Genomic DNA, 24,663 nt, shown 5'->3' with positions numbered 1-24,663 from the left:
GGCCAAGTGCGGCAGGCCCGCGGCCGACGTGCCCGAGCGCGCCGGCCACCCACCCGCGGCCGGCCACCCCACCCCAGCGGCCGAGCTGCGGCAGGCGGCCGGCGTCGCTAGTCGTAGCAGCCCTCGACCGTCCACTGTGGATTCTCGCCGATCGTGGCGCTGAGCAGCAGGGCGATGTCGCCGTCCTCTGTCGTGTCGCCTTCCAGGACCACCTGGACGCGGGCCAGGGGCCGCTCGCCTCGGCGGCCCGGGAGGACCGGGTGGACCACCCAGGGGCCGGCCGAGCCGATGACGCGGCGGGGCGGTCCCCCGTCGACGGCGACCGTTGATGGCGGGTAGCCGAGTTCGCCGCGGGTGGTGCAGCGGACGACGTCGCCGACCGCGTCGAGCACCTCGGCCGGCACCGGGCGCGGCGGGATGACCGTCGGCGAAGGTGCGGGCAGCCGTCCCGGCCAGGGGCGGTCCTCGGCCAGCGGGCGGCGCGGCTCGCCCCACGGGATGAGCCGGACGCGTTCGCCCGGGCCGCGGCCGCCGTCCAGCAGCGGGGTGACGACCGCGTCCGGGCCCAGCAGGCCCTGGATGCGGACCAGGGCGCGGCCGGCGCGTTCGGCGGCGTCGGCGTCGCGGCCCACCGAACCGAGCTGCAACTGCAGTGCCTGGCCGCCGACGACCTCCTCGGGGTCGAGGCGCAGCCGGACGATGCCGGCGGTCGGCCGGTCCCGCGCGGTGAGCCAGCCTTCGCACTGCCACCGCACGCGGTCGGCGGTCGCGCGGGCGGTGAGGGGTTCGGCGCAGCGCCAGACGCGTACGCGCTCTTCGCCGGCTTCGGTGACGGCGACGATCGCCAGGCGCGTACACGCGAAACCGTGATTCGCAAGCCCGGCGAAGAAGCGTTCGCCGAGGGTCTTCGCGACGAAGGCGGCTTCGTCGACCCGGTGCAACGGTTCGTCGAAGGTTTCGGTGACGGCGAGGTCCGGCGGCAGGGCGCGCCGCAGCGGCGGGCGTTCGGAGAGGCCGCGGGCGAGCCGGTGGGCGACGATGGCGTCTTTGGGGAACCGACCGGCAACGTCCCGCTCGGCCAGCGCGGCGAACGCGCCGAGGGTACGCAGCCCGAGCCGTTTGAGCAGGTCGACGAGCTCGCCGCGGTCCTCACCGGGCTGGTTCAGCTCGGCGATCGAGAGCGGCGCGAGGAACTCTTTCGTCCGGCCACGCGCAACGAGCGCGGACCGCCGGGCGGCGAGGGTGGCGGCGAACAGCCCGTCCGCGACCCCGACCTGGCATTCGACCCCGGCCCGCGCGGCGACTTCGTCGATGAGCAGCTCGACCAGGGCGGCCTCGCCGCCGAAGTACCCGGCAGCACCGTCGACGGGCACGGCAACCAGCCCCGGCCGCACGACTTCCACCCCGACGGCCTGCGCTTCGACGGCGGCGGCGACGGGTTCGAACAGCCGGGCATCGCGATCGGGATCGTGCTGGTGCACCACGAGTTCCGGACACCGCGACTGGGCGTCCCGCCGCCGCATCCCGCGCCCGACGCCGTGCTGCCGCGCGGAAGCGGAGCAGGCCACGACGCGATTGGCGGAGAAAACGGCGGCGGGCAAGGTGGGCGGCGACCCGGCAGCGGCCCCGGCGGCGACGACGGGCCAGTCCGGACACCACAGCACGAGCAACCGTGGCGCATCGCTCATCCGGCGGCCTGCTCCTGCCGCCGGGGTTCGGTCACGATGGGGAAAACGCGCCCGGACGGGTGCGGCACAGCGCCGACGCCGACGCGCGCGACCGCACCTCGCGTGGTTTGGGGCGGAACCCGCTTGCGCCGGGCCGAAACCCGCGTGGCTCGAGCCGGGACTCGCGTGACTGGGGCCGGAACCCGCCTGCCCCAAGCCGAAACCCACGTGCTCCGAGCCGGAACTCGCGTGATCGGAAGCCGAACTCGCGTGATCCGAGCCGCAACCTGCAGGATCGGAAGCAGGACTCGCGTAGCTGGGGCCGGAACCCACTTGCCCCAACGCGAAACCCGCGTGCTCCGAGCCGGAACTCGCGTGATCGGAAGCCGAACTCGCGTGATCCCAGCCGCAACCTGCAGGATCGGAACCGGGACTCGCGCGGCTGGGGCCGAAACCCACATGCCCCAAGCCGAAACCCACGTGCTCCGGGCCGGAACTCGCGTGATCGAGGGCGGAACTCGCGTGATCGGAAGCGGAACTCGCGTGACTCGGGGCGGAACTCGGGTTGTCATCCCGTGCCTCGGCCGGCCCGGAACCACCGCCTCAGGCGAGCTCGCCTCGGCGCAGCCCGTCTCGGCCGGGGGCACCTCACCCGGCCACCTCGACCAGCCGGCGCCCCGGCGAGGGGCTCCCCGCCAGTGCTCCTTCCGGGCCCGGCAGCACCAACCCCACCGACGACGGGCGGGCCGCCGCTCCACGGCCTCGGCTTGTGGCCACCACGTTGCGGGCGCTCAAGTGACCGTGGCCGTCCTGGGTGAGGCCGTGCCAGCGGCGGCCCGAGACCTTCAGCTCCACGTCCGCTCCCGGCCACGCTCCCGCCGTCAGGAGGACCGTCCCGCGGTTGCGGACCCGGCCCGCCAGCTTGCGTGCCGTCTGCGGCTGGACCGTCGCCGACCGGCCGAGGACCACCACGTCGAACCCGTCCACCAGCGCCGACACCACCGCCACCAGCTCCGCGCCCGGCTCCGGCACCAGGGCGATGCGGTCCAAGTCGACGCCGAGCTCGGCGGCCGCCGCCAAGCCCAGTTCCGGGAGGCCCGTCACCGCCGCCCAGGAGCCGTCGCGGGTGGCCGCCGCCAGCAGCGCCAGGACCAGGGATGTCGCTCCGCGCACCGAAATCGTGCTGCCACGCCGCAGCCCTCCGCCGGGGAGGAGAGCCGCCAGCTCCGGCAGCACCGTGAGCGTCGGCTTGCTCAGCTCCGCCGCCGTGCGGACCCCAGGAATGGCCGTGAGCGCTTCCGCCACCGCCGCTCACCTCCAGCACCACGTACTCGTACCGGAAACCCTGCCGGCGAATCATCGAACACTTGTTCGCATACTGCGAGATGCGACGGCCCGCTGTCAAGCCGGGGACCACGTCCGGGGGAGGACGCCGCGGACGTACCGGACGTCGCCCGTGCGCAGGTCGTCGTCGCCGAGGAGCGCGAGGCCGTGCTCGGCGAGCAGCTCGCGGACGGTGTTCCCGGTCAGCACCCAGCCGCGCGCGGCCAGGTAGGGCTCGGCTTCGTTGCGTTCACCGAAATAGCGCAGCCTCGCCATGTCCGTGTCGAAGCCCTGCTCGCGCCAGCGCCCGGAAATCCGGTCCAGACCCGCCTTCGTCCCCGCCTCGTCACCCGGCCGCGGGTTGGGCCGGTTCTCCGTCGCGACGCGGCTGCCCGGCGCGCTGAGCCCGGTGATCGTGTCCAGCAGCCGGTCCTGCGCCTCCGGCGGCAGGTACCCCAGCAGGCCTTCGGCGCTCCACGCGGTCGGCCGCGCCGGGTCGAAGCCGGCCGCGCGCAGCGCCGCGGGCCAGTCCTCGCGCAGGTCGGCCGGCACCACCCGCCGGTCGGCGGTCGGCTCGGCGCCCAGGCCGGCCAGGGTGCGGGTCTTGAACTCGAGGACCTCCGGCCGGTCGATCTCGTACACGACGGTCCCGGCCGGCCACGGCAGCCGGTACGCGCGCGAATCCAGCCCCGAGGCCAGGATCACGGCCTGCGTGAGGCCGGCCTCGCGGAAGAACTCGTCGTAGAACTTCGTCCGCACCTTGGCCACGTCGATCCACACCGGCGCGACCAGCTCGCCGGGCGCCGCTTCGCCGCTCGCCAGCCGGATGAGCAGGTCGACGCCGACCGCCCGGACGAGCGGTTCGGCGAACCGGTCGTCGATCAGCGCCGGGTCCGCGCGGGTCGCCATCGCCCGCGCCGCCGCGGCCATCGTGGCGGTCGCGCCGACGCTCGACGCCAGGTCCCACGTGTCGCCGTCGTGCCGCCCGGTCACGCCTGCACCACCCGGCTCACGAGCCACGCGTGCGTGCCGAGCTGCCGTCCGCGGGCGAACCCGAGTTCCTCGAAGAGCTCCACCGTGCCGGTGAACAGGAACCGCCCCGGCGCGTCCCGGCCGGTGGTCGCTTCGGAGACGGCCTCGACGAGCCCGCCGCCGGCCCGCGCGATCAGGTCGAGCGCCCCGGCCACCGCCGTGCGCGCGACCCCGCCGCCCCGGTGCTTCTTGTCGACGAAGACGCAGGTGATCCGCCAGTCCGGCCGCGGCGGCGCGTCCTGGTCGTAGGCCCGCCGGTGCTTGATGCCGGGCAGCTCTTCGGGACTGCCGTACTGGCACCACCCCTGCGCGACGCCGTCGCCGTCGAACACGAGCGCGGCGTGCGCCCCGCCGGTCCGGACGCGCTCCTCCTTGAGCGTGCGGCGCACCGGCCCCCGCTGGGCCCGTTCCGGGTGGAACCCCAGGCACCAGCAGCCGCCGAAGATGCCGTTGTTGCGCTCGACGAGTTCCGCGAACGCCGCCCACGTCGAGGCGTCGAGCGGCCGGACGGTGTGCGTCATCCCGCGATTCTGCCCGAAAGCCGGGTGCGCGTCCTCGCTGTGACGCGGATCGCGGTCACACCGGCGTCCGCCGGCTCGTCCAGGGGGTGAAGCGAGAAAAGAGGACGAAATGCGCCGGATCCTGATCGTCGGCGGTGGTTACGCCGGGTTCTACGCCGCCTGGAAGCTCGAGAAGAAGCTGCGGCGCGGGGAGGCCGAGGTCACCCTCGTCGACCCGCGGCCCTACCTCACCTACCAGCCGTTCCTGCCCGAGGTCGTGGCCGGCTCGGTCGAGGCGCGGCACGCCGCCGTGTCGCTGCGGCGGCACCTGAAGCGCACCCGGCTCGTCGCCGGGAAGGTGACCGCCATCGACCACGCCCACCACGCCGTCACCGTGCAGCCGGGAGACGGCGATCCCCGCGAACTGGGCTACGACACCATCGTCGTGACCGCCGGGGCCGTCACGCGCACCCTGCCCGTGCCGGGCATCGCCGACCAGGCCATCGGCCTCAAGCACGTCGAAGAGGCCGTCGCCATCCGGGACCGGCTGCTCACCGCCTTCGACCGGGCCGCCGCGCTGCCGGCCGGGCCGCAGCGGCGGAAGCTGCTCACCGTCACCTTCGTCGGCGGTGGCTTCTCGGGCGTCGAAGGCTTCGGCGAACTGCTGTCGCTCGCGACCGCTTTGCTCAAGCGCTACCCCGAACTGCACCGCGACGAACTGCGGTTCCACCTCGTCGAGGCGTCGGGCCGGATCCTGCCCGAGGTCACCGACCGGCCGGGGCGCTGGGTCGTACGGGAGCTGGAACGCCGCGGGGGCCGCGTCCACCTGGACACCCTGGTGACGTCGGCGGAGCACGGCCACGTGACGCTCTCGACCGGCGAGGAGTTCGACTCGGAGCTGATCGTCTGGACCGCCGGCAACGGCGCCAACCCGGTCGTCGGCCGGCACACCGACCTTCCCGTCGACGAGCGCGGCTACCTCGTCGTGCGGCCGGATCTGCGGATCGAGGGCGTGGCCGACGCCTGGGCGGCCGGGGACGACGCCGCGGTGCCCGACCTGGCCTCGCCGGTTCCGGGCGCGCGGACCGTGCCCAACGCGCAGCACGCCTACCGGCAGGGAAAGCTGCTGGCCCGCAACATCATCGCGACGCTGCGCGGCCGGGACCCGAAGCCGTACGTGCACCACAGCCTCGGCGCGATCGCGACGCTCGGCCTGGGCCGCGGGATCTTCCAGTACCGGCGGATCGTCCTCAAAGGACTCCCGGCCTGGCTCATGCACCGCGGCTACCACGTGCTCGCCGTGCCCACCTGGGAACGCAAGATCCGGGTGCTCGCGATCTGGCTGACGCAGGCGCTGTTCGGCCGCGACATCCTCAGCCTGGCCTCGGTGCAGCACCCGCGCGACGCCTTCGTGGCGGCGGGCCGCACCGCTGCCGGTACGGCCCGCCGCGAGGAAGCTCAGCCCGCGAACGGGCTGGCGTCGATCGCGCAGGTCTTGCCCGCCGCGGGGAAGGTCCCCGAGATCAGGTAGTCCCGCTTGACCTTCTCGGTGCACGTGCTCGGCACGTACATCGAGGAGTGGCCGTAGCCCTCGGTCACGAACACGCGCGCCCGCGCCAGTTCCGCGGCGCCGTCGCGGGCGCCGTGCAGCGGGGTGGACGGGTCGTAGCGGTTGTTCAGCACGAGGATCTCCGCCGACGTCGGGCGGTTCCACGGGCCGGTGTAGCGGTCGGTGTCCTTCGCCTTCCAGAACGCGCAGCTCATCATGTCCAGCACCGCGATCCGCCCGAAGTACGGCACGCGCTGGTCTTCCGACTCGGCGTACCGGCTGTAGACCGCCAGGTCGGCCGGCACGTCGCTGTCGGAGCACTGGATGGCGTTGAACGCTTCGGTCCGGTTCGAAACGTACTGCTCGCCCTTGACAGCCGCGGTGCGCCGGGCGGGCGTGGCCGGAGCGTCGTAAAGCCGCTGCAGCAACGCGGCGATGTCCGGCCAGCCCCGTGAGTCGGACAGGTCGGCGGCCGCGTTGATGATGCCCGAGTACGTCCAGGTCTCGCCGTCGCTGACGATGGGAGCCTGCTTGGCGCGCGCGGTCAGCGCCGCCCACTTCGCCTTCGGGTCACCCGAAGAGAACGCGCACTTCGGGCCGGCTTCCGTGCACAGCCGCAGGAACTGCTCGAAGGTCTGCGCGATGCCGGTCGCGACGTCCTGCCGGGTGTCGAGCGGAACGCTCTTGCCGTTGCCGTTCTGGCCGGTCGAGTTGCCGGCGAAGTCCATGGTGCCGTCGAACACCATGGCCCGGATCCGGTTCGGGAACAGGTTCGCGTAGGTCGCCCCGAGCTGCGTCCCGTAGGAAATGCCGTGGTAGTTCAGCTTCGGGTCGCCGACCGCACGGCGCAGCAGCTCCAGGTCACGGGCCGTGTTGGCGGTCGAGACGTGCTCGAGGATCGGGCCCGCCTTCGCCGAGCAGCGGTCGGCGAGCTCCTTCGACTTGGCGTAGAAGGCCGCGTTGCCGCTCGGGTCGCCCGGCATTTCCGGGAATGAGCCGAAGAAGTCCTGCTGCTCGGCCTCGGTGTCGAAGCACCGGACCGCCGTGCTGTCGGCGATCCCGCGCGGGTCCCACGAGACCAGGTCGAACCGCGCGCGCAGGTCGTCGGAGAACAGCCACGGCCACTTGCCGCGCTCCCGCAGCCGCTGCAGGCCGGACGCGCCGGGGCCGCCGAAGTTGACGAACAGCGAACCGATCCGGTGCGCGGGATCGGTGGCGGGCAGCTTGATGAGCGCGAGGTCGATCTTCGCGCCGGACGGGCGGTCGTAGTCCAGTGGCACGGAAGCCTTGCCGCACTGGAAGCCGTCGGCGCAGTCGGTCCAGCTCAGCTGCGGTGTGGGCACCTTGTCGATCGACACCGGTGCGGCGGACGCCACCGCCGGTCCCGCCGAGACGGCCATCGAGACACCGAGCGCGACGACCACGCCGCGCACGATGCCTCCCCCAGAAATTCGACGCACGAAAGAAATCCTCTCGAGAGGGGAAACGATCACCACCACAGACGGACGAGGGGGTACCGAGGTTCAGCCGGGTCGGCAAAAAGATCACTGGCTCGAGCGGCACTGTTTAGCTATAGTGCTAGGCAACTAGATAAATGGAGTTGCCGATGATCGAGTTCCACCTGGACACGAGGTCCGGCCTGTCGCCGTACCAGCAGCTGGTCCAGCAGGTGCGGCACGCGCTGCGCCTCGGCCTGCTGTCCGAGGGAGACCAGCTCCCGAAGGTCAAGGACGTGGTCGCGAGCCTCGCGATCAACCCGAACACCGTGCTGAAGGCCTACCGCGAACTGGAGCACGACGGCCTGGTGTCGGCCCGCCCCGGCGTCGGCACCTTCGTCACCGGGAGCCTGAACGGCGCCTCGTTCGCCGTGCTCGGGCCGTTGCGGCAGGACCTGCGCCGCTGGCTGGGGAAGGCCCGCAAGGCCGGCCTCGACGAAGAGAGCATCGAGGCCCTGCTGATGTCCACGTTTCGCGACTCCGCCAGAGAGGGAATAGCGTGACCGTCCTGCGCGCCCAGGGACTGGGCAAGAAGTACCAGCGCAAGCAAGCGCTTACCGGCTGCACGCTCGAGATCGAGGCCGGCCACGTCACCGGGCTCGTCGGCCCGAACGGCGCCGGCAAGTCGACCTTGCTGAACATCGCGGCCGGCATGCTGGAGCCGACGACCGGCACCATCGAGGTGTGCGGCGGGGTGCCCGGCAGCGGCCCGGAGCAGCTGGCCAAGGTCGGGTACGTCGCGCAGAACACGCCCGTCTACAGTGGACTGTCCATTGAGGAGCACCTGCGGCTCGGCGCCCACCTCAACCCCGGCTGGGACGCCTCGCTCGCGGAGAAGCGGATCGAACGGCTCGGGCTGGACCCCGGGCAGCACGCCGGCAAGCTCTCCGGCGGCCAGCGCGCCCAGCTGGCGCTCACGCTCGGCATCGCCAAGCGCCCCGAACTGCTGCTGCTCGACGAGCCGGTCGCCGCGCTGGACCCGTTGGCCCGCCGCGAGTTCCTGCAGGACCTCATGGAAGCCGTCGCCGAGCACGGGTTGTCGGTCATCATGTCCTCGCACCTGGTCAACGACCTCGAACGGGTCTGCGACCACCTCGTCGTGCTGGTGGCCTCGCAGGTCCGGGTGATCGGCGAGGTGGAGACGCTGCTCGCGACGCACCACCGGCTTTCCGGGCCGCGCCGCGATCTCGACACGCTGCCGGCGGACCAGCACGTCGTCTCCGCGAAGCACACCGACCGCCAGACCACCGTGCTCGTCCGCACCGAGGCCCCGATCCTCGACCCCGCGTGGACGGTCGGGCAGCTCGGCCTCGAAGACCTGGTCCTCGAGTACATGAGCAACCCCACCGCCGCCCGCCCCGCCCTGGAGGTCCTCCGATGACCTGGCTGACCTGGCGCCAGTTCCGCCTGCCTGCGTTGTCCGTGCTGGCGGGCCTGATCGCGATCGCCGTCGTGCTCGCGATCACCGGACCCGACCTGGTGGGGCGCACGGACTTCTCCGACGAGGACGTCCTCTTCGGCGGGACCATCCTGGCGCTGTACCTGCTGCCCGCGGTGATCGGCGTCTTCTGGGGTGTCCCGATGATCACCCGCGAGCTGGAGAGCGGCACGCACAGCCTGGTGTGGAACCAGACCGTCACGCGCAAGCGGTGGCTCACCACCAAGCTCGGGTTCGGCCTGCTCGCCGCGATGCTCGCCGCCGCGTTGCTGGGCGTGGCGGTTTCGTGGTGGGCTAGCCCGATCGACGCGCTCTCCGCGCAGCAAACCGACCGCGGCATGCTGTCGCGCATCGCGCCGGTGGTGTTCGGTGCCCGCGGGATCGTCCCGATCGGCTACGCGGCCTTCGCGCTCGCGCTCGGCGTCGCGGTCGGGATGCTGTTGAAGCGGACTGTGGCCGCCATGGCCGTCACGCTCGTCACGCTCGCCGCCGTGCTGCTGCTGGTGCCGGCGTTCGTGCGGCCGTACCTGCTGCCGCCGCAGACCGAGACGGTCGCGATCACCGGCGAGAACGTCACGAACATCACCGGCGACGACAAGCGGGGGATCACGGAGATCGGGGTGCGGAAGCCGGCCGGGGCGTGGGAACTGGGGAACGAAACCCTGGACCCAGCCGGGAACGTGGCCGAGCCGCTGCCCTCGTTCGTGCAGGACTGTTCCCCGCAGCTCGGCCAGGGCCCGCCGCCGGAACGCGGCGTGCTGGAAGCGTGTGTGGCCCAGCTGGGCGCGCACGGCTACCAGCAGCGCGTGACCTACCAGCCCGGGTCCCGCTTCTGGCCGCTGCAGTGGCTCGAACTGGCGCTCTACCTCGCCCTGACCGCCCTGCTGACCTGGTTCTGCTTCCGCCGTCTCCGCCACCTGTCCTGACGATTCCGACTGGGGGAATCATGCGCGCTCTCGCGGTGGCCACCGCGCTCACACTCACGCTGTCCGCGTCGCCCGCCTCGGCGGCCACGACGCCCTACCTGCCCGCCCCGACCGGCCACTCGCCCGTCGGTGTCACCACACTGTCCTTGAAGGACACCTCGCGGCCTGACCCGTGGGTGCCGTCGGTGCCCTACCGGGAGCTGATGGTCTCCGTCTTCTACCCGGCGACCTCGGCCCACGGGCCGAAGAAGCCGTACATGACCCCGCTCGAGTCGGAACGCAACCTCGAACGGGAGAACATCCCGGGCCTGCCCCTGGACGTCCTCAGCAGGGTCCGGACCAACGCCGTCGCCGACGCGAAGCCGGCCGGGCGGTGGCACAGCCTGCCGCTGGTCGTGCTGTCGCCGGGCTGGACGCAGCCGCGGGTGACGCTCACCGCGCTGGCCGAGGAGCTGGCCAGCCGCGGGTACGCCGTCGCGGCGATCGACCACACCTACGAAAACCGCGCCACGACGTTCCCCGACGGGCACGTCACCGGCTGCGTCGCCTGTGCCTTCGACGAGCAGGACGGGTTCTGGGAGAAGTTCGCGCAGGTCCGGTCGAAGGACACGTCGTTCGTGCTCGACCAGCTGCTGCGCTCGAAGCTGGGCGCGCTGATCGACCCGCAGCGGATCGGCATGACCGGGCACTCCGCGGGCGGCGCGATCACCACCCAGGCGATGCTCGCCGACCCCCGGATCCGCGCCGGCGCCGACCTCGACGGCAGCGTCCACGTCCCGATCCCGGCGTCCGGGCTGTCCCGGCCGTTCCTGTTCGTCGGCCGTACGGAGGGCTACGTCCCCGGCACGCAGGGCCCGTACGACGACTGGGAGACGGACTGGACGCACCTGACCGGCTGGAAGCGCTGGATCATGGTCTCCGGCACGGTCCACTCGTCGTTCACCGACCTCGGCGTGCTCGCCGAGCAGCTGGGCGTCGACATCGGCGACTCGATCGCCCCCTACCGCGCGCTGGCCGTCACCCGGACCTACGTAAGCGCTTTCTTCGACCAGCACCTGCGCTGCCGCCCGCAACCACTGCTCGCCGCGCCCTCGCCCGCTTACCCGGAAGTGACCTTCATCGGATGAGAATCAAGAGCCTTATGGTCAGCACCGCCCTCACCCTCGCGCTGACGTCGCCGTCCGCGTCGGCGGATCCGGCCCTCACGCTGGCGAAACCGACCGGCGACCGGCCGGTCGGCACCACCGCCCTGCACCTGAAGGACACCTCGCGGCCCGATCCGTGGGTGCCGTCGGTCCCCTACCGCGAACTGATGGTTTCCCTCTTCTACCCGGCGGCTTCCGCATCCGGGCCGAAGAAGCAGTTCATGTCCGAGGCCGAGGCGAAGGCCGTCTTCGACGAAGCCGGCATCGAGGGCATCCCGCCGTCGGTGCTGACGACGGTGCACACCGACGCCGTCGTCGACGCGAAGCCGGCCGGGCGCGAGCTGCCGGCCGTCGTCCTGTCCCCCGGCTTCAAGCGACCCCGCGCCGAGCTGACCTCGCTGTCGGAAGACCTGGCCAGCCACGGCTACCTGGTCGTGCTGGTCGACCACACCTACGAGAACGTGGCCACCACCTTCCCGGACGGCCGGGTCACCGGCTGCGCGGCCTGCGGCAACTACAGCCCCGAGTTCTGGCAGAAGCTGCAGCGCGGCCGGGCGAAGGACGTGTCGTTCGTCCTGGACTCGCTGGCGCACTCGAAGTGGGCGTCGCTGCTCGACGGCTCCCGGATCGGGATGGCCGGGCACTCCGTCGGCGGCACGAGCACGGTCAACGCGATGGTGACCGATCCCCGGATCAAGGCCGGGATCGACATCGACGGCACGCAGAACGATCCGCTGCTCGCCCCGGGCCTCGACCGGCCGTTCCTGTTCTTCGGCCGCCAGAGCCTCTACGCCCCCGGCACCGGCGTCGAATCCGCGACCTGGGACGACGACTGGAAGCAGCTGAAGGGCTGGAAGCGCTGGCTCACCGTGGCCGGCGTGGTGCACCCGTCGTTCACCGACATCGGCCTGGTGGGCGAGCAGCTGGGCCTCGACTTCGGCGCGACCACGCCGGCGGTACGCGGTCAGGCCATCACGGCGGCGTACGTCCGGGCGTTCTTCGACCAGCACCTGCGCGGCCGGCCGCAGCCGCTGCTGGACCAGCCGTCCGGCCGGTACCCGGAAGTGGCCTTCGCCCGGACGTCGACGCCGTACCTGCCCGCCCCGACCGGCGACCGGCCGGTGGGCAGCACGGCGGTGTACCTGAAGGACACTTCGCGCCCCGACCCGTGGGTGCCGTCGGTCCCCTACCGGGAACTGATGGTCTCGCTCTTCTACCCGGCCGCTTCGGCGAAGGGCCCGAAAACGCAGTACCTGACCGCGGCGGAGTCAGCAGCGCTGCTGCAGGGCAGCGGCCTCGACGTGCCCGCGGACCTGCTCACGACGATGGTGACCAACTCGGTGGCCGACGCCCGGCCCGCCGGGCACGGGCTACCGCTGGTCGTGCTGTCGCCGGGCTACACCAAACCCCGCGCCACGCTCAGCACCCTGGCCGAAGACCTGGCCAGCCACGGGTACGCGGTCGCGCTGATCGGCCACACCCACGAGAACACCGGCCAGAGCTTCCCGGACGGGCACTTCGCCGGGTGCGCGTCCTGCGAAATCCCGCACGACACCGCGTTCTGGCAGAAACTGGAGCGGGGCCGGGCCGCCGACGTCTCGTTCGTGCTGGACTCGCTGCTCCGCTCCCGGCCGGGCCTGATCGACCCGGCGCGGATCGGGATGGCGGGGCACTCCATGGGCGGCGCGAGCACCATCCCCGCGATGGTCGCCGACCACCGGATCAAGGCCGGGATCGACATCGACGGGACGACCGAACTCCCGCTCACCGCACCCGGGCTGGCGCGGCCGTTCCTGTTCGTCAACCACGAGCAGGTGCCGAAGTGCGCGCCGGGGAACGTGCCGTGGGAGCGGGACTACGCGCAGATGACCGGGTGGAAGCGGTGGATCGAGGTGGCGGGCACGCAGCACGCGTCCTTCACCGACGTCGGGCTGCTGGCCGAGGAGTTCGGCGTCCCCATCGGCGGCCCGAACGCGGCGGCGCGGGCGAGTGAGATCACCCGCGCGTACGTGAACGCGTTCTTCGACCAGCACCTGCGCGGCAAGCCCCAGCCGATCCTCGACCGGCCCGGGTACCCGGAAGTCTCCTTCTGCCGCTGAGACCGGCGGAGGCGGCACTGGGGGTGCCGCCTCCGCCGCTCGCCGCGTTCAAGCACTCAGTGGTCGAGGCCGAGGAACGAAATCGCGTACGCCAGCTGGCCGGTCATCGGCAGCTGGTGCCCGACGCCGGCGACGCTGACGCCCTCCACCGTGGCCTGTGTGCCGGTGTTGCCGTACCGGGTGCGCGTCCACGAGGACTGCGGGTGGTCGGTGAACGCCGGGGTCTGGCCCAACCCGTTCAGGTTGGTCCACTGCTTGAGCTCTTCCCCGAAGTTCGGGTACGACAACGTCGTGTCGGTGGTGCCGTGCCACAGCTGCATCCGCGGGTAGCGCCCGGTGTAGCCGGGGTACATCGCCCGGGCCGTGTCACCCCACTGCTGTGCGGTCTTGATCGACTGCCCGCCGGAGCAGGTGCTGTTCCACAGCGAGCCGTTCGTCGTCGCGAAGCACCCGGCGGGCACGCCGGAGAACGCCGAACCCGCCGCGAACACGTCGGGGTACTGGGCGGCCAGCACGTTCGTCATCATCGCCCCGGAGGAGAACCCGCTGACGACGACCCGCGCCGGATCGACGTTGTACCGGGACTTGGCCCAGGCGACCATGGACATGATCCCGGTCGAGTCCCCGCCACCGTTGCGCTTCAGCGCCTTCGGCGTCGAGACGTCGAAGCACTTCTCGCTGCGAGTGGCTTCCGGCAGGACCATGACGTACCCGTAGCGGTCGGCCGCGGTGACGTAGTCCTTGCCGTTCCAGCCGAAGATCGAGCTCGCCGAGCCGCCGCAGTAGTGCACCAGCACCAGCAGCGCCGGCTTGGCCGCGACCCGGTCGGGGACGTAGACGTACATGTTCAGGTTGGTCGGGTTGGTGCCGAAGTTCGGCACCCTGGTCAGCGCGGCCGCCTGGGCGGGCGCGGCCAGGCCGGTGACCGTGACCACCAGCGCCAGCAGGACGCCGAGCACGCGTTTCATCATCGATCTCCCTTACTGCTCGTGCAGCGCGGAACCGCGAGGCAGGCCCGCACGACCTGGCCGAAGGTGTTCGTCTGGGCGCTGCCGGAGCCGCCGACGTCTATCTCGGTGATGTTCACGTCGACGCCCGAGAGCGGCGAACCGCCGAGGCGGAACGAACCGCGGGACGGCTCGGTGGCGTCCCGCTTCACCTCGTCCGGCCCTTCGCGGCGGCCGCCGACCCGAGGGTCGCCGCGGCCAGTGCCTCGGTGGCCACCGCGGCCCGCGGGTTGCCGATGCTGCCCGGGACCGACCGCAAGGCGTTGTACCAGACGGCCGCCATCTTGTCGTAGCCGCCGGCGTTCGGGTGGACGCCGTCGGGGAGATCGGCGGCGGACACCGCGCTGTGCAGGTCGACCAGGTGCACCCGCTTGCCCGCGTTCACCTTGCTCTGCACGATGCCGGGCAGCGCGTTGTTGAACGTCCGCACGGCGGCGTCCCCGCTCGCCCACCCGATCGGGATGAGCTGGGCGACGAAGACGTCGGCACCGGGTGCGGTGGCGGTGATGTGGTCGAGCAGCGTGGACAGCCGGCCGGGCGCGCCCGCGACGTTGTAGTTCTGCAGCACGTCGTTGGTGCCGATGTGCAGCAGCACCGAGCGCGGGTTGTAGGTGCGCAGCCAGCCGGTGATGTTCGCGTCGATCTGGTCGATGCGCCAGCCGGGGTGGCCTTCGTGGTCGTGGTCCCAGAGGCTGCCGGGGCCGTTGAACTGCGAGCCGACGAAGTCGTTGGTGTACCGGCCGGCGGCGAGGCGTTGCCACAGGCCGATCCGGTACCCGCCGGGCACGCCGGTGCCGTAGGTGATCGAGTCGCCCAGCGGCATGATCCGCACGCCGCCGTTCGATTCCGCGTGGGCGATCCCGGTCAGTCCGGTGAACGCGATCGCGAAGGCCGCCGCGGCGGCCAGGAACCTTTTCATCGCCATCCTCTCAACGGGTCGGTCGGGTACAGGTTCGTTGCCGGAGCAGCTCATTTCGCCGTGGCCGAAAGTTTCGCCACCGGGCCGGAATTCGACGGATTCTCGAAACTTTCGTAATCCTGTTAGCGATAACATTCCATTGTTCGCGCCAGCTTAAACCCGCACACCGCTCGCTGACAACGGCCAGGCTTCATTCCATTGTGGACAGTCAGTGCGCCAGCAGGGTGATCCCGCCGGTGACGATCCACGCGGCCCAGCCCAGCCAGCCGGCCAGCCCGGCCGGGGCGAGCCGGTTGGTGCCGTCGGCGTGGTACGGCGCCGCCGACGCCGAGACGAACAGCAGTGCGGCGCTGACGTACCCGAGCCAGGCGTGCCAGCCGGCGAAGAGCCCCGATTGCGCCCCCGCCACGGAAAAGCCGAGCAGGGCGATCGCCAGGAACACCTGGTTGAACCCGAAGAGCACCGCGCTGAACCCCCACAGCCCCGCCACCGGGCCGCCGTCGCGCGCCGCCGCGGCCACGCCGAACCGCAACGCCTCCACGGCCGCGAAGGTGGCGTTCTGCAAGAGCACGCCGGCGAACCCGGTCAGCGCCCACGGGCCGGGCAGCACCGAAAGCAGCCCGGCGGCGAAGACGGTCAGGCACACCCAGGACGCCGGAGCCAGCATCGAAGGCCGCTTCAGCGCGTCCCCGGACGCCGCGAAGGCCTGGGCGACGTCGCCCGGGTGCCGCCCGGGCATCGGCAGCCGGGCCCGGACGTAGCAGACGTTGACCACGACGGCCAGCAGCACGAACCCGAGGCCACCCAGGCCCGCCACCACGGTGAAGCCCATGATCGTCCCCCTTTGATTTTACGGGTGTTATATTGAATATAACCACCGGAAGGAACTCATGGGAGAGCGTCGCTACGACTCACTGCGCCGCCTGGAGCAGGCACAACGCACGCGCGCGGACATCGCCGCGGCGGCCCGCCGCCGGTTCACCGCCCAGGGCTGGGCGGCGACGACGGTGCGGGACGTGGCGCGGGAGGCCGGGGTCTCGGTGCCGACCGTCTACGCGGCGTACCGGAACAAGGCGGGCCTGGTCCGGGCCCTCGCCGACGCGGCGGACCTGACCGCCGACCTCCCCCGCCTGCTCGACGAGCTGGAGGCCACCTCGGTACCCGCCGCGCAGCTGGCGGCGATGGCCGCCTTCGACCGGCGCCTGTTCGAGCGCGCGGGCGACCTCATCGCGCTGGTCCGCCAGGCGGGCCGCACCGAGCCGGAACTGGCGGACGTCTACCGCGAAGCCCGCGAGACGGCCGACGGCACCCGCCGGCTGGTGTTCACGTCCTGGCCGGAGGGCACGCTGCGGCCGGACGTGCCGACCGCGGTGGACATCTACGCGGGCCTGTGCAACGTCGACGTCTACACGACGTTCACCGTCGAACGCGAGTGGTCACCGGAGCGGGTCGAGCACTGGTGGGCCGAGGCGCTGGCGCGGGAACTGCTCAGCGGGCGGTCGTAGCGGCCGGCCCCTCCTCAGAGCTTCCCGCCGGCCACCGGCGGCATGTCCGGGGCGTCGGCCACCCCGGTGGCCGACTCGCGGAACAGGTGGTTCTCCACCTCGAAGAGGTTGCCGCCGGCCCGCTCGACCACGGTGAGCAGCGTCGACATCTGCGCCACCTCCTCCACCTGCTCCTTGAGGAACCAGTGCACGAACTGCTCGCCGAGGTAGTCCTCCTCCAGCCGCGCGGCCTTCGCCATCGCCTCGATGTCGGCGGTGACCGCGCGTTGCTGCGTCAAGGCCAGCTCGATCGCTTCGTGCACACTCGAGAAGTCGTTCCGCACGTCGCCGCTGCCCGGGACGGCCACCGGCTCGTCGCGGTCGAGCAGGTAGCGGACCATCGCCAGCGCGTGGTTGCGCTCCTCGATCGCCTGCCGGTAGAAGCGCTTGGCCAGCCGCGGCAGATCGCGGGCGTCGAACCAGACGGCCAGGGCGATGTACTGCTGGGCGGCGGTGAACTCGTGGCTGATCTGCGTCTGCAGCAGTTCGGCGAACTTCCGGGTCTTGGCCATGTCCCACAACTTACGACGGACCGGGGCGCACAGCTACGCTCGGCGCGGTGACCTCCCTGCCCGACCTGACCGGCACGATCGCCTGCGTCACCGGTGCTTCCGGGGTGATCGGCCGCGGGATCGCGCTCCGGTTCGCCGAAGCGGGCGCGGCCGTCGCGGTGCACCACCGCCGGCCCGGCGCCGCCGACGACGTCGTCGCGGCGATCGAAGCCGCGGGCGGCCGGGCCCGCGCGTTCGCCGCCGAGCTCACCGACGACCAGGCCTGCCACGCCCTGCTCGACACCGTCGCGGACTGGGGCGGCGGCCTCCACGCGCTGGTCAACAACGCCGGGATCCAGCCGGTCGAGGCCCTCGGCGAGCTGACCGCGGCGCGCTGGCGGAAGATGCTGGACAGCACGCTGACCAGCGCGTTCTCCTGCACCCAGGCCGCGGCCCGGCTGATGGGCGACGGCGGGAGCGTCACGCACATCGCCTCGATCGAGGCCCGGCAGCCGGCACCCGGGCAACGGCGCGGCGCTGGAGTACGGGCCGCGCGGGATCCGGGTCAACACGGTGTCGCCGGGGCTGATCTCGCGGCCCGGCCTGGCCGAGGACTGGCCGGAGGGAGTCGAGCGCTGGCACCGCGCGGCCCCGCTGGGCCGGCTGGGGACACCGGCCGACGTCGGCAACGCGTGCGTGTTCCTCGCCTCCCCGCTGGCGTCCTGGATCACCGGCCACGACCTGGTCGTCGACGGCGGTGTCACGGCCCGCCCGACCTGGTGACCCGGGGCCCGAACCAGGCCGTGAGAGCCCGCGTCAGGTGCGCCGCGTCCCGGCTCGTCCCAGCGACGTACCCGTCCGGGCGCAGCAGGACCGCCGGTGCGCCGAGGGGGGCTCCGCGCTGCGGCTGCCGCTCGCTGCCGCCGGCCGCGCCGCTGCCGGCCGCGCGCTGCCAAGGCCCGCCCGCCACGGCCGCCCGCCACCGCCCACTCCACGGCAGCCGCAATCGCCGCCTACCAAGCGACCCGCCTGCTAAGCTGAAACGTGTTCTAGTTCCAGGCCCCCCGGGGAGCGCGATGTCCGAAAACCCATTCCCGGTCGTCGACGGCGTACCCCCGGGGCGGGCCCTGCTCGGCGACCGGATCCGCGAGCTGATCGAGGCCTCCGTCTGCGTCCGCGACGAGGAGGCCGATCTCGCCGCCGCCGCGCGCCGGGTCGAGGCTGTCACCGCTGCGCTGCGGGCCGCCGGTGGGGCGAAACCCCTCCTGCTCGCCGCCCTCGACGGTGGGGGTCACCTGAGCATCAACAACCCCCTCGAAGGGCCCGGGAATCCCCTGGCGCCGCCGCTTTCGTGGGTGCGCGTCGGACCGGCGTCGGTGTGCGCCGACGTTCTCCTCGGTGCCGCGCATGAAGGGCCTCCCGGGCGCGTGCACGGCGGGTGGGTCGCCGCCGTGCTGGATCACGTGCTCGGGCGGGCCACCGCCGCGGCCGGGTTCCCGGGGATGACGGCTTCGCTGACCGTCGACTACCACCACGGGACGCCGTACGCGGTTCCGCTCACCGTCGAAGGCCGGCTCGTCCGCCGGGACGGGCGCAAGCTGCACGCCACCGGCGAAGTCAAGGCCGGCGACCTCGTGTGCGCCTCGGCGAGGGCGATCCTCGTCCACTTCAGCGCCGACCGGTTCCCCGTGGCGAGGGCCTAGGACGCGACCGTCGTGTGCCGGGGCGCCTCCGAGCTCGACGTCGCCATCAGCACCGCGCAGATCGGGACCGCCATCGCCAGCGCCGCCAGGACGAACACCGGGAACAGGAACGAGAACACCTCCGTGCCGGCCGGGTCGGGCGCGCCCGGGTCCAGGTGCAGGCGCACCGCCGCCATGCCCGTGTAGTGCATGCCCGTCACCGCCGCGCCCATCACCAGGCCCGCCGCCAGCCGGGGCAGGAGCTTGTCCAGCCCGACCGTGAACCACAGCGCCGCCGTGGCCGCGACGACCGCGATCACCACCGACAGCACCACCAGCGTCGCGTCGTAGCCGATCGAGCCCTTGACCTGTACCGCCCACATCCCCGTGTAGTGCATGACGGCCACCGCGAGCCCGGTCAGCAGGCCGCCGAGCAGCAGCCGCTTCCAGGCGAACCGGTTGCGGACGCCGAACACCAGCAGCCCGCAGAACACCGCCGCCACCGACAGGAGCGCCGACAGCGCCGTGCGCAGGATGTCGTAGCGCACCGGCAGGCCGGGCGTGGAAAACCCGAGCATCGCGATGAAGTGCATGACCCAGATGCCGACCCCGCCGATGGACACCGCCGCGAGCACCAGCCAGGTCAGCCGGGCCCGCGGGCTGTCGGTGGACCTCGCCTGCAGCGTGCAGGCGAGGCCGAGGGCGCAGCCCACCACCGAGGTCAGGTAGGCGAGCACGACGAGCCAGTTGCCCATCGCGAAGTCTTCGTGGTCCATGGGCATTTCCGGGCTCCTTCAAGCTTTCCGTGACTTGGGGGCGTGGTGTTCGGCGAGCGCGTGCTCGGCCGCGGCGATGAGGGTCTGCTTCGTCGACTCCGGTGACCGCGCGTCGCAGGTGACGACCTCCACCGCGGCCGGGATCTTGAGGGCCTCGCGCACCTGCTCGGGCCCGTGCTGGCGGGTGTCCTGGAACTGGTTGATCGCGACCAGGAACGGCAGGCCGCGCGATTCGAAGAAGTCGATCGACGCGAAGCAGTCCGCCAGCCGGCGCGTGTCGACCAGGACGATCGCCGCCACCGCGCCGCAGACGAGGTCGTCCCACATGAACCAGAACCGGTGCTGGCCGGGCGTGCCGAACACGTAGAGCACCAGGTCCTCGGCGAGGGTGAGCCGCCCGAAGTCCATCGCGACCGTGGTGGCGAACTTCCCCGGCACCGCTTCGGTCCGGTCGACGCCGACGGCCGCGGACGTCATGAGGGCTTCGGTCCGCAGCGGGTCGATTTCCGAGACGGCACCGACGAACGTCGTCTTGCCGGCCCCGAACCCGCCGGCCACGACGATCTTCGCCGAGGTGATCCGGCCCTTGGCGAGACCGTTCTTGGCAACACTTTCAGAGCGCACGTAGTCCACTGAGGACCCTTTCGAGCAGGTCGTTCCGTTCGTCCCAGGAGGCGTCCGCGGTGAGCGTGTCGCGGATCGACACCTGGCCGGCGATCAGCAGGTCGCCGATGAGCACCCTGGCCACGCCGAGCGGCACGCCCAGGTGGGCGCCGACCTCGGCCACCGACCGCTGGTGCAGGCAGAACTGCGTCACCACGGCCAGGGGGTTGGTCGGGCTGAAGGGCGCCGTCCGGCCCTCCGCGGTCGTTTCCACGAGGGCTTCCACCGCCAGGTCGACCGTCGGCCGGGTGCGGCCGGCGGTCCAGGCGTAGGGGCGGGCCAGCGACGCCGCGTGCCGCCCGCCCTCGCGTCGCCGGCCTTCGGTCACCGGGCCGCCCCCGGGGCGGCCGCGGGCCGAGCCGGGGTCTCGACCACCTTCCCGACCCGGTCCACCAGCAGCGTCATCTCGTAGCCCACCAGCCCGATGTCGCAGCCCGGGTTGGCCAGCACCACCAGGTTCGAGCCGTCGCCGACGTTCATCAGCAGCAGGAAGCCCTGCTCCATCTCGATCACCGACTGCACCACCCGGCCCGCGGTGAACAGGTCGGCGGTGCCGAGCGCGAGGCTGGAGAGGCCGGACGCGATCGCCGAAAGCTGGTCGGCGCGATCGCGCGGCAGGGTGTCGTTCGCCGCCACGAGCAGCCCGTCCGCCGAGACCAGCGCGGCGTGCGCGACGCCGGGCACCTCCTGCGTGAACGCCGAGACCAGCCAGTTCCGGGACCTCTCGGCCACTTCCGCTCCTTCCTGCCGGGTGCTCATCGCCGCTCCGCCTCGGGCTCGCCCGCGACCCGGTGCCGGGCCGCGCGCATGCCGCTGTAGTGCCGGGAAAGGTTGTTCCGCACCGCGGCCGGGTCGCGGAAGGACGGGTCCGCCTGCTGCGGCGCGCGCGGGGTGACCGAGCCCGGCGCGAGCTGGGCACCGGGCGTCCGGGCCGGCAGCCCCGAGTCGGTGAACTCGGCGTCGTCGAGGGTGCCGACCGCGGCTTCCGCGGCCTGGCGGACCTGGTCGGCCGGGGTCGCCCAGGCGCCGGGCGCCGCCGGGGTGCTTTCGGCGAACCAGTGCGACAGCATCTGGTCGAAGATCGGCGTCGGCGGGTCGGCCACCGGCGGCGGTTCTTCGGCGGGCCACCGCGGTTCGAGCTCGTGCCGGGCGGTGCCGTTGAGGGAGCCGTTGAGGGAGCCGTTGACCGCCGCGGGCAGCTCGGGCGGGAGGGCCCGCGGCGGCAGGTCGACCAGGATCAGCACGCCCGGGACGTGCACGCTGGCGGTGATACCGGCGCTGGCCGTCCGGGTGGTCGTGGGCCGCAGCCGGACGGTGATCCCGTGCGAGGCGGCCAGCCTGCTCACCACGAACAGGCCCATCCGGCGGGTGGTCTCCGGGCTGACCGCGGCCCCGGCGGCCAGCCGGGCGTTCGCCGCTTCGAGGTCCTCGCGGGTCATGCCGAGCCCGACGTCGACCACCTCGATCAGCAGGCCGCCGTCGAAGCCCCGGTCGGCGGTGAGCACGACCTGCTCCTCCGGCGGCGACGACCGGATGGCGTTCTCCAGCAGCTCGGCGAGGATGTGCACGACGTCCGCCGCGGCCTCGGACTGCACCGACCCGCGCGGCGCGTTGCCGAGGGAGACGCGCTGGTAGTCCTTGACCTCCGACGTCGCGGCCCGCAGCAGCTCGACCGTCGCGACCGGGCCGACGTCGCGGCGCACCGGCTTGCCACCCGCCAGGACCTGCAGGTTTTCGCCGTTGCGCCGCAGCCGGGTGGCGATGTGGTCGATCTGGAACAGCTCGGCCAGCCGCTGCGGGTCCTGCTCGTCGGCTTCGAGGTCCTCGATCACCGACAGCTGCAGCTCCACCAGCGACTGGCTGCGCCGGGACAGCGTCATGAACATCTCGCTGACCTGGATCCGCATCTCGGCCTGCTCGCCGACGGCCAGGCGCACCGCCTGCCGGTGCATGTCGTCGAAGGCCCGCGCGAGCTGCCCGATCTCCTCCTCGGAGTCGACCGGGATCGGCGCGGTCGTCCGCCAGTCGACGTCCTCGCCGTCGCGGATGCGTTCGATGGTGCCGGGCAGGCGGCGCTGCGCGGTGTCGAGCGCGGCGGCGTGCAGCCGCCGGATCGGGGCGACCACCGACCGGGCCACGGCGAGGGCGATGGCGAGGGCGCCGAGCAGCGAGGCGAGCACCAGCGCGGCGTCGCGCAGGGCGTCGGACCGGGCGGTGTTGGTCTGCGCGCCGACCGCGTCCGAAAGCGTTTTCACCTGCTCGGCGAGGATGGTGCCGAGCATCGCGCGCTTCGCCTCGGCGCCGCCGGCCCCGGGACTGGTCGCCGCGGCGAACCGAGCGGCCGCCGCCCCGGCGGGCAGCGCGCGCCGGATCTGTCCGGTGAGGACGGTTTCTTCGGCCGCGGCGCGTGCGGCGGCCGCCACCGAAGTGCCGTCGGGCCGCCCGGCCAGCGCCTGTTGATCGGCGAGACTGGTCCTCAGCTGCACCAATGATTCGGTGCCGGCCGCGGCCGCGTCGAGATCACCATTCCCCGCCTGCTCCGCGATTCCGCCGATCACCTCGCTGAGCGAGACGCCGAAGTCGTGGTAAGCCGCGGTTTTCGCGGCCGGCGAACCGGTCTGCTGCCGCAGGTCGGCCAATTTCCCCAGCTGATCTTCCAATGATCGCGACAACTCCGGGTTGAGCTGGGAAAAGGCGGCGTCGTGGCGCACGACGGCGGCTTTCTCGTCGACCGCGGCGGTCTGGGCGGCCCCGCCGTCGTGGATCATCTCGTCGTCGACGAGCCCGGCGAGTTCGGAAATGCCTTGCACGACCGGCATTTGGTCGCGGACGGCGCTGAGCCCGCCGGCCCGGGCGAGTTCGGCCTGCACCCGGCCGCCCGCCAGCAGCAGGGCGACCAGGACGGGCAGCAACAGCACCACGGAGATCTTGGTGCGCAACCGCCAGCTGCCCGGATTCCAGGAGGCGACGGAACGACGGGACGAGGGTTCGTCTTCTTTCATCGGTGGCGTGGCTCGATTCGTACCGGTGGCCCGAGAACGATTTCCGGTTCCTTTTCCGCGGAATTCAGCCGACGACGTAACTCCGGTGGACGCGGTGTTGTCAAGGAATGCCGTTCGTTTCCCCCCGTACGCACCAATCACACAGCGTGAACTGCCACTACGCGACTTTTTACCCTTGCGGAGAGTGAAGAAGGCTCGCCAGACCGTGTGGAATTCCAGCCCGGGTGCGTGAATTTCCGGCGGCCGCGCGACCTCCGTCGGGAGTCCCGGCACTGCCCGTTACCCTCGGCCGGGAAAGGAGGCCGGCGTCGATGTTGAAGATTCACTTCACGGAAGCGGACCTGGCGAAGATCACCATCGCCGAGGACGCCGACCCGATGTGGGAGCTGCTGATGAGCAGCTACCGCATCCGGCGGCCGGAAGGTGAGCCGTTCTTCGGCCGCTGGCGGCGGGGCTCGCGGTCGGCGGTCCCGCAGTCCGGCCGGCTGCTGATGTCCGCGGTCCCGCCGTACGGGTACTGCCCGGACTTCCTCACCCCGGCGGGCACCCGCACGATCGGCGACGGGATCGCGGCGGTGCTCGAGACGCCGGCGCCGGTGCTGGCCACCGACGTCGCCGAACTGGTGGCGCAGGGCACCCACGTCCCGGCCTGGCTCCGCCGGGTGGGCGACGGCGAGGCGGGCGAGCTCCGCCGCCTGGGCGCGGCGTTGCACGACTATTACCGCCAGTGCGTGGCCCCGGACTGGGCCACGGTCCGCCGCTCGGTGGCCCGCGACCGCCACCGCCTCCAGGCGAACCTGGACCGCGGTGGGCCGCAGCTGCTGCTGTCGACGTTGCACCCGGAGGTGACGTGGTCCCCGCCGGTGTTGCGGGTGCGCTTCCCGATCGACCAGGAACTGCAACTCAACGGCCGCGGGCTCAGGTTGATCCCGGCCTTCTTCGCCCACGGCATGCCGACGACGTACAAGGACCCGGTGCTCCCCCCGGCGCTGGTGTATTCGATCAGCCACCCGAGGTTCGACAGCGACGCGGAGCCGGGCCCCTCCCTGGCGGCGCTGCTGGGCCAGACGCGCGCGAGGGTGCTGGTGACGATCGCGACGACCCGCTGCAACACGAGCGAGCTGGCGGACCTGACGGGCATCTCCCCGGCAACGGCGAGCCAGCACGCATCGGTCCTGCGGGCGAGCGGGCTGATCAGCAGCAACCGGTCGGGGAAGTCGCAGATCCACGAGATCACCCCGCTGGGCCTGGGAATCATCCGGGCAAGCTGACGTCCGGCCCAAACGCACCCAATGTGGCGTTGGGTGCGTCCCACGCACCCAATGTGGCGTTGGGCGCATGGGACTGCCCCGAGTTTGGTTGACTCGCAGGTGGGGTGGATCAGGCCGCGGTTGCGTGCCTGCT

25 protein-coding genes and 1 pseudogene are annotated in these 24,663 nt (G+C 72.2%); 10 read left to right on the top strand and 16 right to left on the bottom strand.

The window, feature by feature from the left end; translation table 11 throughout:
* Positions 1-107 precede the first annotated feature (107 nt).
* The 4 genes from ACWEVN_RS30440 to ACWEVN_RS30425 all read right to left on the bottom strand — a co-directional run bounded on the left by ACWEVN_RS30440 (position 108) and on the right by ACWEVN_RS30425 (position 4,543).
* Positions 108-1,688: a DNA polymerase Y family protein gene (locus ACWEVN_RS30440; protein WP_452053577.1), complete on the bottom strand. Its 1,581-nt coding sequence runs from the start codon at positions 1,686-1,688 to the stop codon at positions 108-110.
* Between the two features lie 627 nt (positions 1,689-2,315).
* A complete protein-coding gene (locus ACWEVN_RS30435) occupies positions 2,316-2,972 on the bottom strand; it encodes a hypothetical protein (protein ID WP_452053576.1) in 657 nt (218 codons plus the stop codon).
* 96 nt (positions 2,973-3,068) lie between these two features.
* Complete coding sequence (locus tag ACWEVN_RS30430; protein ID WP_452053575.1) at positions 3,069-3,983, bottom strand: SAM-dependent methyltransferase; 915 nt, start codon at positions 3,981-3,983, stop codon at positions 3,069-3,071.
* The gene (locus ACWEVN_RS30425) at positions 3,980-4,543 is read right to left on the bottom strand and encodes a GNAT family N-acetyltransferase (protein WP_452053574.1); all 564 of its coding nucleotides are present in this window, start codon (positions 4,541-4,543) and stop codon (positions 3,980-3,982) included. The genes ACWEVN_RS30430 and ACWEVN_RS30425 overlap by 4 nt, the downstream gene beginning before the upstream one ends.
* Positions 4,544-4,652: 109 nt before the next feature.
* Here ACWEVN_RS30425 and ACWEVN_RS30420 point away from each other — a divergent pair, with 109 nt between their 5' ends.
* Positions 4,653-6,053 (top strand): NAD(P)/FAD-dependent oxidoreductase, encoded by a 1,401-nt coding sequence (locus ACWEVN_RS30420; protein ID WP_452053573.1) that lies wholly within the window; start codon positions 4,653-4,655, stop codon positions 6,051-6,053.
* Here the strand turns inward: ACWEVN_RS30420 and ACWEVN_RS30415 are convergent.
* Positions 5,981-7,504, bottom strand: coding sequence for an alpha/beta hydrolase (locus ACWEVN_RS30415; protein WP_452053572.1), 1,524 nt, complete (start codon positions 7,502-7,504; stop codon positions 5,981-5,983). The two genes, ACWEVN_RS30420 and ACWEVN_RS30415, sit on opposite strands and share 73 nt — an antisense overlap.
* 173 nt (positions 7,505-7,677) lie before the next feature.
* Between ACWEVN_RS30415 and ACWEVN_RS30410 the strand changes: the two genes are divergently transcribed.
* Genes ACWEVN_RS30410 through ACWEVN_RS30390 form a run of 5 tightly spaced genes read left to right on the top strand, consistent with a single transcriptional unit; the run spans position 7,678 to position 13,175 of the window.
* A complete protein-coding gene (locus ACWEVN_RS30410; RefSeq protein ID WP_449678439.1) occupies positions 7,678-8,070 on the top strand; it encodes a GntR family transcriptional regulator in 393 nt (130 codons plus the stop codon).
* Entirely contained in the window at positions 8,067-8,948 is an 882-nt protein-coding gene (locus ACWEVN_RS30405; RefSeq protein WP_452053571.1) for an ABC transporter ATP-binding protein, read from the top strand. The genes ACWEVN_RS30410 and ACWEVN_RS30405 overlap by 4 nt, the downstream gene beginning before the upstream one ends.
* Positions 8,945-9,931 (top strand): transporter, encoded by a 987-nt coding sequence (locus tag ACWEVN_RS30400; protein WP_452053570.1) that lies wholly within the window; start codon positions 8,945-8,947, stop codon positions 9,929-9,931. Before ACWEVN_RS30405 ends, ACWEVN_RS30400 begins: the two co-directional genes overlap by 4 nt.
* A gap of 20 nt (positions 9,932-9,951) precedes the next feature.
* A complete protein-coding gene (locus tag ACWEVN_RS30395; RefSeq protein WP_452053569.1) occupies positions 9,952-11,058 on the top strand; it encodes an alpha/beta hydrolase family protein in 1,107 nt (368 codons plus the stop codon).
* Positions 11,055-13,175 carry an alpha/beta hydrolase family protein gene (locus ACWEVN_RS30390; protein WP_452053568.1) on the top strand — a complete coding sequence of 707 codons (2,121 nt, stop codon included), beginning with the start codon at positions 11,055-11,057 and terminating at the stop codon, positions 13,173-13,175. Before ACWEVN_RS30395 ends, ACWEVN_RS30390 begins: the two co-directional genes overlap by 4 nt.
* Positions 13,176-13,231: 56 nt before the next feature.
* Here ACWEVN_RS30390 and ACWEVN_RS30385 read toward each other — a convergent pair whose 3' ends face one another.
* The 4 genes from ACWEVN_RS30385 to ACWEVN_RS30370 form a co-directional block, all read right to left on the bottom strand.
* Positions 13,232-14,146, bottom strand: a complete 915-nt coding sequence (locus tag ACWEVN_RS30385) for an extracellular catalytic domain type 1 short-chain-length polyhydroxyalkanoate depolymerase (protein ID WP_452053567.1) — start codon at positions 14,144-14,146, stop codon at positions 13,232-13,234.
* Positions 14,143-14,334 carry a hypothetical protein gene (locus ACWEVN_RS30380; RefSeq protein WP_452053566.1) on the bottom strand — a complete coding sequence of 64 codons (192 nt, stop codon included), beginning with the start codon at positions 14,332-14,334 and terminating at the stop codon, positions 14,143-14,145. Before ACWEVN_RS30380 ends, ACWEVN_RS30385 begins: the two co-directional genes overlap by 4 nt.
* A complete protein-coding gene (locus ACWEVN_RS30375) occupies positions 14,331-15,101 on the bottom strand; it encodes an SGNH/GDSL hydrolase family protein (protein ID WP_452053565.1) in 771 nt (256 codons plus the stop codon). Before ACWEVN_RS30375 ends, ACWEVN_RS30380 begins: the two co-directional genes overlap by 4 nt.
* A gap of 208 nt (positions 15,102-15,309) precedes the next feature.
* Entirely contained in the window at positions 15,310-15,933 is a 624-nt protein-coding gene (locus ACWEVN_RS30370) for a hypothetical protein (RefSeq protein ID WP_452053564.1), read from the bottom strand.
* Positions 15,934-15,991: 58 nt separating this feature from the next.
* Here ACWEVN_RS30370 and ACWEVN_RS30365 point away from each other — a divergent pair, with 58 nt between their 5' ends.
* On the top strand, positions 15,992-16,606 hold the full coding sequence (locus ACWEVN_RS30365) for a helix-turn-helix domain-containing protein (protein ID WP_452053563.1): 615 nt from the start codon (positions 15,992-15,994) through the stop codon (positions 16,604-16,606).
* Positions 16,607-16,620: 14 nt separating this feature from the next.
* On the opposite strand, the gene ACWEVN_RS30360 is transcribed toward ACWEVN_RS30365, so the two are convergent.
* A complete protein-coding gene (locus tag ACWEVN_RS30360; RefSeq protein WP_449681460.1) occupies positions 16,621-17,157 on the bottom strand; it encodes a ferritin in 537 nt (178 codons plus the stop codon).
* Positions 17,158-17,213: 56 nt separating this feature from the next.
* Here ACWEVN_RS30360 and ACWEVN_RS30355 point away from each other — a divergent pair.
* Positions 17,214-17,919: pseudogene (locus ACWEVN_RS30355) on the top strand (SDR family NAD(P)-dependent oxidoreductase).
* Here the strand turns inward: ACWEVN_RS30355 and ACWEVN_RS30350 are convergent.
* Entirely contained in the window at positions 17,897-18,142 is a 246-nt protein-coding gene (locus ACWEVN_RS30350; protein ID WP_452053562.1) for an aromatic-ring hydroxylase C-terminal domain-containing protein, read from the bottom strand. The pseudogene ACWEVN_RS30355 and the gene ACWEVN_RS30350 sit on opposite strands and share 23 nt — an antisense overlap.
* Positions 18,143-18,212: 70 nt before the next feature.
* Between ACWEVN_RS30350 and ACWEVN_RS30345 the strand changes: the two genes are divergently transcribed.
* The gene (locus ACWEVN_RS30345; protein ID WP_452053561.1) at positions 18,213-18,839 is read left to right on the top strand and encodes a PaaI family thioesterase; all 627 of its coding nucleotides are present in this window, start codon (positions 18,213-18,215) and stop codon (positions 18,837-18,839) included.
* Here ACWEVN_RS30345 and ACWEVN_RS30340 read toward each other — a convergent pair.
* Genes ACWEVN_RS30340 through ACWEVN_RS30320 form a run of 5 tightly spaced genes read right to left on the bottom strand, consistent with a single transcriptional unit; the run spans position 18,836 to position 23,196 of the window.
* Complete coding sequence (locus ACWEVN_RS30340; RefSeq protein WP_452053578.1) at positions 18,836-19,594, bottom strand: MHYT domain-containing protein; 759 nt, start codon at positions 19,592-19,594, stop codon at positions 18,836-18,838. The two genes, ACWEVN_RS30345 and ACWEVN_RS30340, sit on opposite strands and share 4 nt — an antisense overlap.
* 18 nt (positions 19,595-19,612) lie before the next feature.
* Positions 19,613-20,227, bottom strand: coding sequence for a GTP-binding protein (locus tag ACWEVN_RS30335; RefSeq protein WP_449681464.1), 615 nt, complete (start codon positions 20,225-20,227; stop codon positions 19,613-19,615).
* Entirely contained in the window at positions 20,208-20,585 is a 378-nt protein-coding gene (locus tag ACWEVN_RS30330; RefSeq protein ID WP_086842601.1) for a DUF742 domain-containing protein, read from the bottom strand. The genes ACWEVN_RS30335 and ACWEVN_RS30330 overlap by 20 nt, the downstream gene beginning before the upstream one ends.
* Entirely contained in the window at positions 20,582-21,016 is a 435-nt protein-coding gene (locus ACWEVN_RS30325) for a roadblock/LC7 domain-containing protein (RefSeq protein WP_310967420.1), read from the bottom strand. Before ACWEVN_RS30325 ends, ACWEVN_RS30330 begins: the two co-directional genes overlap by 4 nt.
* Positions 21,013-23,196, bottom strand: coding sequence for a HAMP domain-containing sensor histidine kinase (locus tag ACWEVN_RS30320; protein ID WP_452053560.1), 2,184 nt, complete (start codon positions 23,194-23,196; stop codon positions 21,013-21,015). The genes ACWEVN_RS30325 and ACWEVN_RS30320 overlap by 4 nt, the downstream gene beginning before the upstream one ends.
* A gap of 374 nt (positions 23,197-23,570) precedes the next feature.
* On the opposite strand from ACWEVN_RS30320, the gene ACWEVN_RS30315 reads away from it, so the two are divergent.
* Positions 23,571-24,530, top strand: a complete 960-nt coding sequence (locus ACWEVN_RS30315; RefSeq protein ID WP_452053559.1) for an ArsR/SmtB family transcription factor — start codon at positions 23,571-23,573, stop codon at positions 24,528-24,530.
* Positions 24,531-24,663: the final 133 nt, after the last annotated feature.

Source organism: Amycolatopsis sp. NPDC003861, assembly GCF_053605405.1.
The sequence above is the reverse complement of the archived record's forward strand: the minus strand, read 5'-3'. Positions and strand labels throughout refer to the sequence as shown.

Bases quoted from the DNA above. Each gene is read 5' to 3' on its own strand.
- ACWEVN_RS30325 (WP_310967420.1), bottom strand. From the start codon at position 21,016: ATGAGCACCCGGCAGGAAGGAGCGGAAGTGGCCGAGAGGTCCCGGAAC.
- ACWEVN_RS30360 (WP_449681460.1), bottom strand. From the start codon at position 17,157: ATGGCCAAGACCCGGAAGTTCGCCGAACTGCTGCAGACGCAGATCAGC.
- ACWEVN_RS30345 (WP_452053561.1), top strand. From the start codon at position 18,213: ATGTCCGAAAACCCATTCCCGGTCGTCGACGGCGTACCCCCGGGGCGG.
- ACWEVN_RS30440 (WP_452053577.1), bottom strand. From the start codon at position 1,688: ATGAGCGATGCGCCACGGTTGCTCGTGCTGTGGTGTCCGGACTGGCCC.
- ACWEVN_RS30365 (WP_452053563.1), top strand. From the start codon at position 15,992: ATGGGAGAGCGTCGCTACGACTCACTGCGCCGCCTGGAGCAGGCACAA.
- ACWEVN_RS30420 (WP_452053573.1), top strand. From the start codon at position 4,653: ATGCGCCGGATCCTGATCGTCGGCGGTGGTTACGCCGGGTTCTACGCC.
- ACWEVN_RS30400 (WP_452053570.1), top strand. From the start codon at position 8,945: ATGACCTGGCTGACCTGGCGCCAGTTCCGCCTGCCTGCGTTGTCCGTG.
- ACWEVN_RS30385 (WP_452053567.1), bottom strand. From the start codon at position 14,146: ATGATGAAACGCGTGCTCGGCGTCCTGCTGGCGCTGGTGGTCACGGTC.
- ACWEVN_RS30315 (WP_452053559.1), top strand. From the start codon at position 23,571: ATGTTGAAGATTCACTTCACGGAAGCGGACCTGGCGAAGATCACCATC.
- ACWEVN_RS30395 (WP_452053569.1), top strand. From the start codon at position 9,952: ATGCGCGCTCTCGCGGTGGCCACCGCGCTCACACTCACGCTGTCCGCG.
- ACWEVN_RS30390 (WP_452053568.1), top strand. From the start codon at position 11,055: ATGAGAATCAAGAGCCTTATGGTCAGCACCGCCCTCACCCTCGCGCTG.
- ACWEVN_RS30375 (WP_452053565.1), bottom strand. From the start codon at position 15,101: ATGAAAAGGTTCCTGGCCGCCGCGGCGGCCTTCGCGATCGCGTTCACC.
- ACWEVN_RS30370 (WP_452053564.1), bottom strand. From the start codon at position 15,933: ATGGGCTTCACCGTGGTGGCGGGCCTGGGTGGCCTCGGGTTCGTGCTG.
- ACWEVN_RS30425 (WP_452053574.1), bottom strand. From the start codon at position 4,543: ATGACGCACACCGTCCGGCCGCTCGACGCCTCGACGTGGGCGGCGTTC.
- ACWEVN_RS30410 (WP_449678439.1), top strand. From the start codon at position 7,678: ATGATCGAGTTCCACCTGGACACGAGGTCCGGCCTGTCGCCGTACCAG.
- ACWEVN_RS30340 (WP_452053578.1), bottom strand. From the start codon at position 19,594: ATGGACCACGAAGACTTCGCGATGGGCAACTGGCTCGTCGTGCTCGCC.